Genomic DNA, 10779 nt, shown 5'->3' with positions numbered 1-10779 from the left:
TTGGTCGATGCTATGATAACGCCCGGATGGAGAGCTTTTTCGCAACGCTCAAGAAAGAAAAACTTTATCGTATTGATACGATGAAGATGACCCAGGAGATGGTCAAGACGATTATCTTTAGATATATCCAATACTATAATCATCGTCGGATTTACAGCACCAACGGTGGTCTCCCGCCGCTCTCTAAGCGGGCACTTTACCACTGTACTGTTGCTGCATAATTCTCCTTGCCGATGGGACTAAACTTTTATTGACAATTCCAAACCTACAACAGCACCCTGGCCGATAGCGCGATTCTTACCGACCCCTTCGATCCTGATGTCCTGCGCACTCTGGAAACGCCCTACCGCAATTTACTCAATCCCAAAGGTAACAGTATTATGGGAATTTTATCCATTCCATCCATCTCCGTATCTGAAGCCATCTATCATGGCACCTCTGATTCCGTGCTATCAACGGGAGTCGGCCATTTAGAAAACACCTCCCTCCCCGTGGGAGGGAGGGATACCCATGCGGTTATCTCTGGCCATGCCGGACTTCCTGGTGCCAGGATTTTTACGGACCTTGATGGTCTTAAAGTCGGGGATGTCTTTTACCTGGATATCATGGGTGAACATCTCGTCTATCAGGTTCGCCAAAAAAATATTGTCGATCCCCAGGACCTTGGGGATCTCCGCATCCAGCCGGGAGAAGATTTAGTGACCCTGGTGACTTGTACCCCGCCGGGTATCAACTCCCAGCGTCTCCTAGTTCAAGGAAGCCGCATTTCCGAGAGCCAAAGGATGCCAGAACCGCAGAAAGAGTCCTTCACCCTCACCTTTTGGCAGCTTTACTCCATGGTTCTCATCCTTGGAACGATTTTATTCATTGGATGTGGAATCCTTCTTTTTCGGCGCAAGTAGTTATTCCAGGGTTACCCCTGAACAGATAAGGAAAAAGCTATGAAATCACTGGAATCTTCTATTTTATTCTCTGTCCACACAAGCGTAACGATCTTAATACTCATGGCGATTTTCTGCCTTTTTCCCGGTTCAGTAAACGCTGGTGCGGATGCCAACGGACAACTAACCGCCACGGCACCATCTGATTTATTTGCCATGAATTATATAAACGTCGGCAGTGGTGATGCCCTCTACACCAAGTATAATGATGAATGGACCTTGGCCCAGCAGGAATTTCTGGACAATACCCAGGGCGCTTTTCCTCAATCCGTTTCGGGCATTACTCCCTGGAATGGCCAAGTCGGCATCGTTCCAACACCCGTTTCCGATGGTACCCGCCTGTGGTACAATGTCGCTACTCCTGGTGAACTTCAGGCGGTTTTTAACCTGCCTGCCGACACTTTAAACAACAAAGGGATTCGTTTAACGGCCGATTTAGACTTTAATGGCTATCGTTTTACGGCACTGGCCAACGCTACCAATGCCAACAATTTCGCTACCACCAACATCCAGTTTGATGGTCAGGAATATACCCTCTATAATTTTTATTCGGATACAGGCTTTATCCGAGCGACGGGAAATGGTACGACCATTAAAAACCTCAAATTTAAGAATGTCGTATTAGCTTCTGCCGCCGCAAACGCTGGCATCGGTACCCGCCCCCTCAGCCTCTTTGGCTCCCACGATGCGGTGAACCTTCGCAATCAGGTTTTAAGTAATATCCGAATCGATAATGCGATGACGGTGAATAATACTTATGCCTCAATCTTAACCTTTGGAGGGTACCAAATTGATCGATGTTTTTTAACCAATGCTTATGTCCTGGCTAAAAACCATGGAGCCACCGTTTCCCTTCAAACCAGTACGACTGGTCAAACCATCAGTAACACTGGGGTTGTCAATGGTTATGTCATTACTGGGGGGCACTCTGGGGGCTTTGCCAGCTGTTATGGCAATGCTAACGCCATTTCAGCCACCTTTTCAAAATGTTTTGCCAATATCAAAGTGTATTGCTCTGCCGATAAAGCAGGAACTTTCTTTGGCTATAAAACCACGGGCAACCTCACCTTCACCGATTGCTTTACCACCGGACGATGCGAGGGTACCCAGGATGTCGGCGGGTTTTACGCTGGAGCAGATGGCAGCGGTACCGTAAACTTTACCCGCTGCTATACCACAGCTCAAGTCGGGGTCCTTACCGCTGGCTCCAATCTCGGTGGTTTCATTGGCAACACTACCAATTCGACCTATCGCTTTGCCGATTGCTACGCCGCAGGGGAGGTGGGCTCCTTAAAAACCTTGCCCAGCCAAACGGGAACCCAGGGTGGCTTTTCCGGAGATTATCGAAATGGGTTGGTTTTTACCAATTGTTATTATGATAAACAAACCTCCGCCATGCGGGAAAAGGGCTTTGGAGGCAACAGCTATACCCAATCGACCCAACCCACCACTACCCTAATCGGTATCCTAACCACAGGGGCCGATGGACAAACCGGTTTGACGGAAGCCCCGGGCACCGCTGGATTTAAAGGCTTTTCAAGTAATAACACAGGCTGGCGTTATCATTCGGGTTCCTACCCCCAACTGACCGCCTTCTCTGATGGAGATTCAGCCATTTGGGGTGAGGATGTCAATCTGGTTCAGGCCAACTCCCTGGCTTCCGTCACCACTGTCTATCTTGATACTTGGAACAACGGGTACAACAACCGGGCACTCCCCACCACCGTGTACGATACCGTCAGGGACATTACGGTCCGTTTTCCCATGGCGACCATGGATAACCTCACCTGGGCTTTAGGGGTCTACACCCGCCTAAACGACGGTTCTCTGGGCTATCGTCCAGCCCAAACCATCATCGGTAGTGGTGCCGGGGCAGCCTTTAAGCGCACTCTTCCAGTTGTCACTCTAGGACAATTGGGTGGAAAAAACTACGTTGTCGATTCGGCACCCGGAGTGGAATGGGTCAATGCCCTGGTTACCCAAGGGGATCAAACTGCCCGACGGGAAATCCGTCTGGTTCCCACCTGTACCCTATCTCCCGGTGCCGATGTCCAACAATCCATTGGTTCAACCTATGACCATCGGGGAGTTCCTTCAATAACGACGCCAGTGCTCACCTACAGCACCGCCCCCATTCTGGACACCAATGGCGCTATGGACCCCAATACTGGGGAATTTGATCCTAACAAAGCGGTATATACCTTTGACAACACCTACAACAAGGCTACCAATTCCAGCACACGCCTGAACTATGCCGACGGTGCCTCTCCCCTTACCAGTCATCGGATTCATGCCCTGCTGGCTAAACTCGCACCAGATACCCTGGCGGCTGGCACAGTCATTACATCCAATACCCTCCAGGGCTGGATTCAAAACCCTGTGGATAATGGAAGTTATTCAGCCTTGGATAAAAAGTGGACAGCCCAGACCCCATTTGTCAAGGGGGAGGACGGCCATTACTATATGGATTATGTTTGGGAGCTTTCTGATGGTCGCTTCATTCGAAACGGTAAAATCATTTCTTTAAAGGATAGCACCCACCAGGTCTCCATTACCGTGGTCAATACTGATGGCACCCCGAATGCAGAAGCTGCCCTCATCGGTGCCTCGGCCACAGGATCCAGCCTGAGTTCTACGCCATTTTCTAGTACCCAGGCTACCTTTAACGATGGCACACCTGTGTACCTGTCCTATCGGCTTGTCCCGGGAAGCGATGGTCTGCCCCGCTATGCCGTGACGAACCTTAGCCTATCCTCAGGCAGTACCACCACGGGATGGACGACGGCCAGCCCTGTGGACTCTCCTGACGGAACCCATTACCAACTGACCAAAGCGGCTTATGATCTTTTTAAGAGTCCCGATGGCTCCGGGTATGTGGTTGAAAAAGGAAGCATCCTTCGAGATTATCTGTTAGCCACCCTGACCGGTGGAACCAAGGTCCTTACCCTGAACTGTAACGCAACCCAGCCTCTGGACAATGGTGAAGTCCTTTCCTATAAGGATTTGGCCGAAGATGCCAAGCTGCAAATCACCGTAGCCCGGGTGTACAACACCTTCTTCATTGATCCGATTCGAACCACACCCCAGAATCCCTACGTTAGCATTAACTCAGGAATTCTATCCGGTCGTTCCGTCGGTGCTGCCCCGGCTCAAAACCCCGGTGCTACGATTAATGCCCAGGGCAACTATCTGGAATTTAAAGAGTGGAATACCAAAGCCGATGGAACGGGAACCCCCTATGCTCCGGAGCAAACGATTCAAAACAGCGATGCCAAATATTATGCGGTTTATCGCCCTTTGTCCATGAGCCTTCAAAAACGCCTGGACGGCAGTACCACTGAAGGAGGCACCCGCCTCAGTACCGATATTGGAAAGCCTGTGGGTGTTAGCCTCTCTCTAACCATGGAGCGTCCCAGCGCCGGACTGACGGCCCTTGACATCACGGACACAGCGGATGCTGGACTGAGCCTCCTGCCCAATACTCTAGCCATCTATAGCGGTACCAATGCCCAGGGCACACGGCTTACCCAAGGCGTCGATTATACTCAAAACCTTGATAAAGGAACATTAACCATTCACTTTTCAAGTGACTTTTTGGCTCAGACAGCACCATGGAATCCCAATTTCTATATTCATTACACCATGGTCCCCACGGCGGACGCCCTGTTGGGTCAAAAGGGAAATCAAAATACAGCGGCTTTCAATTATCATGCCGGGGATGGATTAACCAGCACCATTAAAGCCCCACCCTGTATTCTTTACACCTACGGGCTCAATATTGAAAAATTAGGTGAAGGTGCTTCCCTTTTAAGCAGTACACAACTGGCGGGGGTCCGCTTTACCCTCACCCGTTCCGATGGCACCGTCCTCGAATTCAACCCCGTTGTCAGTGGTGCCTATACCGGCAGCATGGTCCCCCAAACGGGAGGAAGCCCCGTACTGGAAACCAATGCCCAGGGAAAAATTACCATTCGGGGTATTGGGCCCGGCACCTATTATCTAACCGAAACCCAGACCCTCCCAGGGTATCAGCTCCTTAAGCGGCCCGTCCTCCTTGTCATCACCACAGTAGATGGCTCTACAGGGAAGGCCCAGGCGACGGTAGATGGTCGAACCGCTTCCCTGGGAAGTGATGGATCCAGCACCTCGGCTATTCTCCCCTTGACCATTAAAAATTACCCAGGCTTCGCCCTCCCTGCCAGTGGCAGCTTCAGCCTCCTGGGAGCCATCATTGCTGGCAGTGTTCTGATCGGCGCTTCTGCCCTATTTACCCTTCGGTACTGGCGCCACTAACCCAACGGTTCTGCTTCAACACAACCAAAAGCTCTGCTATCCCATCGTCGATAGCAGAGCTTTTGATGGCAGGTATTCTTATTTATTGTTTTTTCACCGGATAACAGACCTCCGTAACATATTCTTCGGGGTTCTGTGTTTCGTGGGGGCTGACATGGTAGATATTAAAGGCCGGGCCATCATAGGTATAGCCATTGGCCTCTACCCAAGCCGCCACTGCAGTATTGACATCATTAATCAAATCATAGGGCCCCTTATAGGTTGCACTGGCAAAGGTGACCGCCGGCATTTTCTTAAAGCGCACATTGTCGGTATCGGGATACGCACCCCGCACCGTCTTTTGGGCCTCCACATCGACATCCGATTCCTTATACTCTCCATCATAAAAGATAACGCTGCAATAGCAGGGATCTCCGGGAATTAAATTCATCCCGGCAGTTTCCTTCATCATCATCTCCCACAGTATTCCCTCTTGGTCGTAACTGGGAATAATCCGATGCACACTGGCAACCTGACGCTCGGGCAGGGTTTTAATACTGACATCATAGTCCATTTTTTCGTCCTTTCTCAGCCTTTCAATGGCTGTATCCAGGAGTCGCAAACGCTTGTCTGTTTCTTCTTGCAGTACGGACAGCTCCGCCCGCTTAATGTGCAGACATTTTTCAAGTTGGGAGGGGTTTTCGTAGCAGCCCAGTATCTCGTGGATTGCCGCTAATCCGAATCCCATATCCCGAAGTGCCACGATACGCCCAATGATGGGAAGCTGATCCTCACTGTAATACCGATATCCCGTAAAGGTATCGGTGGTCGCAGGCTTTAACAGTCCATTATCATCGTAGTAGCGCAGCATCCGAATGCTGACCCTGGATAGTTTTGAAAAATCACCAATTTTTAACATTCGATTCCTCCACACGTGTGTTTTGTTGAGCTCACCATTATCATAATGCCTCACACCATGTCAGAGTCAACGGGTTATTTTCAATTCTTAATGGACCATCTTAATATTCTTAAGTAAAATCCCCTTTGTCTTTACTTCCCTTATTTTTTCTTCCTTTATAGATCAACCACCCTACCCCCGCAATTGCCAGGAAAAGGATAACCACCAGCACCACCATCGTATACTGTTCAAAATAGGGGATGACGCTTTCCCAGGCATTGCCCAGGCTAGCCCCAATCACCACCAGGACCGTATTCCACACCAGGCTTCCCATCAAGGTGAGGAAGAAGAACCAGGGCAGGCGCATTTTTGCAAATCCTGCAGGGATGGAAATCAGGCTCCGCACAACGGGGATGCAGCGGCAAATCAGGACCGCCCTCCCCTCATAGCGGGCAAACCAATGCTCTGCCTGATCCACCGCCTCCGGTTTCAGATGCAATACCCGGCCAAACCGACCGGCAAAAAGGTGCCGCAGACGCTCAGCCTGAAGCACATGCCCCAGGCCATAAAGTACCGCAGCGCCAGCCAAAGACCCCAGGGTGGCCACCAAAATGACAAGGGGAACGGACAGATCCGTATGAGCCGTCGCTGCGCCGCCAAAGAGCAGAACCACCTCCGATGGAATGGGCGGAAAGATATTTTCTACAAAAATCAACAAAAAAATCCCAAGATAACCGAATTGGTCAATCCAATCAATGATGTAGGCTTGCATAGCAGGTCTCCGTTCATGTTTTCCATATTATACGTTATGAAACCGGATTGCTTTGCATCGACTTTATTTTTAATTATTTCTTAATCTACCGTCCCCGATGCTTCGCCTTCTTTTTTTGCTGCTTCAATTCAAAATTCCGCTGGGCCTCTGCTTCCTGACGCTGCCGTCGCTTCTGCTTCTGCTCCCCCTTGGACTGTTCCCGCTGCCTTTGTAAGGCCTGCTGGGATTTGGTGCCAATTCCCGGGGTCTTAAGCTGTTTCTTCACCTCTCTTTGAATACGCTTGGGAGTCTTTCTTTTTTCTCTGACCAGGACGGCCACCGCCGGACTAAAATCCAGGCCATCATATTTTGCTAAAATGAAGGCATAAATTTCACTATCCTTTGGCTCCGCCCCAAAAACGACCTTGACGACTGATAGCTTACCATTTTCCGTGCGTTCAAAGACACCGACCCAAAAGGGTGCTTCAAAAAAAACCGTCAAGCTTCCCGTTACTTTGTCCATGACAATTCCCTCCTTGGATGTGTAATGAACAAAGAATGGACGACCCGGAGGGGAGGGTTACTGACACCATCCTAAGGGATGGCACGGCCGGGCTACCTACCGGCTCTGGTACCTGATGGTACGTTGCGTTTTTATCTTTGTCTTTTTTTATTGTAACTCAAACCCTTCTGGGGTCAAGACTTTCTTTTACGTGTTGATTTCAATGAACATACCTGCCCCAACCTCCTGCACCGGCAATACTGCCAGCATCTTAGCCTTGGCCAGAAGGGACACGCAATGACAGGGGTACACCGCATCAATGCGATTCGCCTTCAAATAAGCGATGGTCTGATCCAGCTGGGATGAATCCTCCAAAAGATGGAATCCTCCGAGAACACCGTGGATATGCTCTTCCCCACAAACTTTTTTAGCGTAGTCTATAATATTACAAATTCCACTATGGGAGCAGCCCGTTATAATAAAAATCCCCTCCCCATTCTGGTAAACCAGGGCACTGTCGTCCCGGAGGGTATCGGCCTCCACACGCCCCTCTACGATGGTGGTCCCAATGGGAGTTCTAGCTTCAAAGTCATTCCCCCTTGGAATCTCCCCTAAAAAGACCAGCCTTTCCGAGAGATGACGCACCCCGGATGTCGGAGTATACCGGGTGATCCTTGCGATCTCCGCGGAATTATAGGGTGCCCCTATAAATTCTTCCCCGTCATATTTGGGTAAAAAGCAATGGGGATGGGCACACAGTGTCACTCTTGAGAGATCAATAGTTTCCTGTAAAAACCGAAGCCCATTGGTATGATCATTGTGCCCATGGGATAGGACAATATGGGTGAGATCCTCCAAATGAATGCCTGCCCGCCGGGCATTTAAAAGCAAAACCTCCGAATAGCCGGTATCGAAGAGCACGCGGTTTTCCCCATCCTCAATATAGTAGCTGACCCCTGGCTCCCCAAGGTAATATTCATCGATTAAGGTATGGTTATCCACTAAGATGGTCAGTTTCATTGACTTGTTCCCCTCTTTAATTGAGAAGGCATCTTCGGGAAAAGATCACTGGATTCAAATTTTTGGGCAACTTCCTTTAAGTATTGTCGTATGGGCAAATGCTGCGGGCAGCTCTTTTCACATTGACCGCAGGCAATACAGTCTCCAGGCTTGCTCCCCGCAGCAATAGAAGTATTGTGATAATACAACACCTGGGAAGAAGAGCTCCCTGTCGTCCTCTTCAGACTATTGTACAGTACAAAATATGAGGGGATCATGATATTCTGAGGGCATCCCGAAGTGCAATATCCACAGGCGGTACAGGCAATCGCCGTATTTTGGCGAATCATCTCCACTACCTCTTGGACAATTTTCTGTTCTTCTAAATTAAGAGGTTTAAAATCCAGGAAAGTTTCGGTATTCTCTTCTACCTGCTCCATGCTATTCATTCCGCTCAATACCCGGATCACGCCTTCTTGTCCCGCTGCAAAACGCAGGGCCCAGCTCGCGATGGAGGCCTCTGGTGCGTACGCCTGCATCCGCTGTTGTGCTGCCTCTGGAATATTGACTAGGGTACCCCCTTTACATGGCTCCATGACCACGACCGGTTTATGGTGTTTCCGGGAAATTGCCAGGCAATTTCGTGATTGAATGGTCGGGTCCTCCCAATCGATATAGTTGATCTGCAATTGTACAAAATCAATGATCTTTCCATATTTGGCCAAGACAGTATCGAGTAATTCTGGTTGATCATGAAAGGACATTCCAATATATTTGATCAGCCCGGCATCCTTCTGCGCTTTTACAAAATCAAAGACATGGTATCGCTCACTTTTAGCATAAACATTACTTCCCATGTTGTGAATGAGGTAATAATCAAAGTAGTCTACACCACAACTGGAAAGCTGCCCTTGAAAAATTCTGGAAAGATCGGCCTCGTTCTTAAAATCTCTAAGGGGCAGCTTTGTGGCTAACTCATAAGATTCCCTGGGATGTCTTTCCACCAATGCTTTCCGAACCGCCGCCTCCGCCTGATGGTTATGATAGGTATAGGCTGTATCAAAGTAAGTGAAGCCCTTTTCCAGGAATCGGTCGAATAACCCTTCTATCTTTTTAAAATCAAAGGAAGCTTGATCCTCTTTTTTCAGCAATGGCAATCGCATGCAGCCAAAACCGAATTTTTTCCCATCTGTCATCATTTATTTTCTCCCTTTCCCCCTCAATGAAAATAATATCCTCATCCCTTGACTGCCCTAGTAATGGGATGACGAATCACCGTGCGCCATTTTTCCGGGGCAACCCGCCGGGCATCGGAAAGATAGATTTCATGGTGACGGCGCGTCTCTGAAAAGTCATTCACATATCCCTGCTCCGCCACATAAGCATCTAGGATGGCGACGGTGGCTGGCTCATCATCGTAAGGACCAACGTGGAGAATCTGGGCGCAGAGCCCTTCCTCCACTCGCAGGTACTCTGCCCCAGAGCAATCCAGCTTTTTCTTCTGCTGGACAGACTGCACCGCCCAGTCAAAATCCTTAAGGGTCACAAAATCCGGCAAGCGAATCATGGAAATCCATTGGAAGGTCGACTTGTCCCCGTAATCCACACCCGCCACGCCATTCTGCCACCAAAATCCCTCCAGGGGCGGCACCACGTATTCAAAGAAGCCCTCGATGTGGTAATCACTTTTGTAGCTCATTTTTAAGGTATAGGCTAAAGGATAGAGAATTTCCATGGCCCGCTGGTACTCCCCCCCTTCCACATTAGGGTCGCCTGACCCCTGGACCGCAATGTAATGCATGGGTGGCAGGGTCAAGATTTCTGGTTTCTTTTTTGCCATATAAAATTCTTTGAATTCCTTTTTAAAATCAAAGGCCATGGGTGGATCCTCCTTTATCGATTTCCCTCATCCCGATTTTCATTGTCCCTGAATCTGCTCCAACAGCGCTTTAACATCCTTAGCGATCAGAGGCTGCATCGTCTCCGGATACGGTGTATCGTCAATGTCTGCAATGGCCTGGACCACCATCTTCCGCAGTTTAGGCTGGTAGCACACCACATCCTCCAGAGCCGCTAAGGCCTGACACACCACGGTAGGCTTTTCATCCGAGAGGATGGACAATGCCGACGGGAGATATCTGTCCAACAATCCATCCTGATCCCATTTGGCCTGCTTGCAGAACAGCCGGAAGCCCCGTACGCGTAAATAGGTGCGTTGGTCCTGTGCCATGGCGGCGAATCTTTCCGTGAAGGGATAGAGCATCCCGGACTCATCGGAATGGAATTGTCAATAAAAGTTTAGTCCCATCGGCAAGGAGAATTATGCAGCAACAGTACAGTGGTAAAGTGCCCGCTTAGAGAGCGGCGGGAGACCATCGTTGGTGCTGTAAATCCGACGATGATTATAGTATTGGAT

The 10779-nt window shown here is 49.5% G+C and carries 9 protein-coding genes and 1 pseudogene; 3 read left to right on the top strand and 7 right to left on the bottom strand.

Annotation, left to right across the window (positions count from 1 at the left end; translation table 11 throughout):
• The 3 genes and pseudogenes from VB081_RS07775 to VB081_RS07765 form a co-directional block, all read left to right on the top strand.
• The coding region (locus VB081_RS07775) for an IS3 family transposase (RefSeq protein WP_323400254.1) at positions 1-221 on the top strand (221 nt) is incomplete at its 5' end.
• A 48-nt stretch (positions 222-269) separates the two neighbouring features.
• A pseudogene (locus tag VB081_RS07770) lies at positions 270-902 on the top strand (class C sortase); the annotation flags it as partial.
• 39 nt (positions 903-941) lie between these two features.
• On the top strand, positions 942-5234 hold the full coding sequence (locus VB081_RS07765) for a SpaA isopeptide-forming pilin-related protein (RefSeq protein WP_323400253.1): 4293 nt from the start codon (positions 942-944) through the stop codon (positions 5232-5234).
• 82 nt (positions 5235-5316) lie between these two features.
• Here VB081_RS07765 and VB081_RS07760 read toward each other — a convergent pair whose 3' ends face one another.
• The 7 genes from VB081_RS07760 to VB081_RS07730 form a co-directional block, all read right to left on the bottom strand.
• Complete coding sequence (locus tag VB081_RS07760) at positions 5317-6132, bottom strand: MerR family transcriptional regulator (RefSeq protein WP_323400252.1); 816 nt, start codon at positions 6130-6132, stop codon at positions 5317-5319.
• Positions 6133-6241: 109 nt separating this feature from the next.
• Positions 6242-6883, bottom strand: a complete 642-nt coding sequence (locus VB081_RS07755; RefSeq protein WP_323400251.1) for a DedA family protein — start codon at positions 6881-6883, stop codon at positions 6242-6244.
• An 85-nt stretch (positions 6884-6968) separates the two neighbouring features.
• On the bottom strand, positions 6969-7385 hold the full coding sequence (locus tag VB081_RS07750; RefSeq protein WP_323400250.1) for a YjdF family protein: 417 nt from the start codon (positions 7383-7385) through the stop codon (positions 6969-6971).
• 186 nt (positions 7386-7571) lie between these two features.
• The gene (locus VB081_RS07745; protein WP_323400249.1) at positions 7572-8384 is read right to left on the bottom strand and encodes an MBL fold metallo-hydrolase; all 813 of its coding nucleotides are present in this window, start codon (positions 8382-8384) and stop codon (positions 7572-7574) included.
• Positions 8381-9562, bottom strand: coding sequence for an aldo/keto reductase (locus VB081_RS07740; RefSeq protein ID WP_323400248.1), 1182 nt, complete (start codon positions 9560-9562; stop codon positions 8381-8383). Before VB081_RS07740 ends, VB081_RS07745 begins: the two co-directional genes overlap by 4 nt.
• A 38-nt stretch (positions 9563-9600) precedes the next feature.
• Entirely contained in the window at positions 9601-10242 is a 642-nt protein-coding gene (locus tag VB081_RS07735; protein WP_323400247.1) for a GyrI-like domain-containing protein, read from the bottom strand.
• 39 nt (positions 10243-10281) lie between these two features.
• On the bottom strand, positions 10282-10593 hold the full coding sequence (locus tag VB081_RS07730; RefSeq protein ID WP_323400246.1) for a hypothetical protein: 312 nt from the start codon (positions 10591-10593) through the stop codon (positions 10282-10284).
• Between the last annotated feature and the right edge of the window lie 186 nt (positions 10594-10779).

This window comes from Christensenella sp. (assembly GCF_034927525.1).
Classification (GTDB): Bacteria; Bacillota; Clostridia; order Christensenellales; family Christensenellaceae; genus Christensenella.
This window is presented reverse-complemented; position numbering and strand designations above follow the sequence as displayed.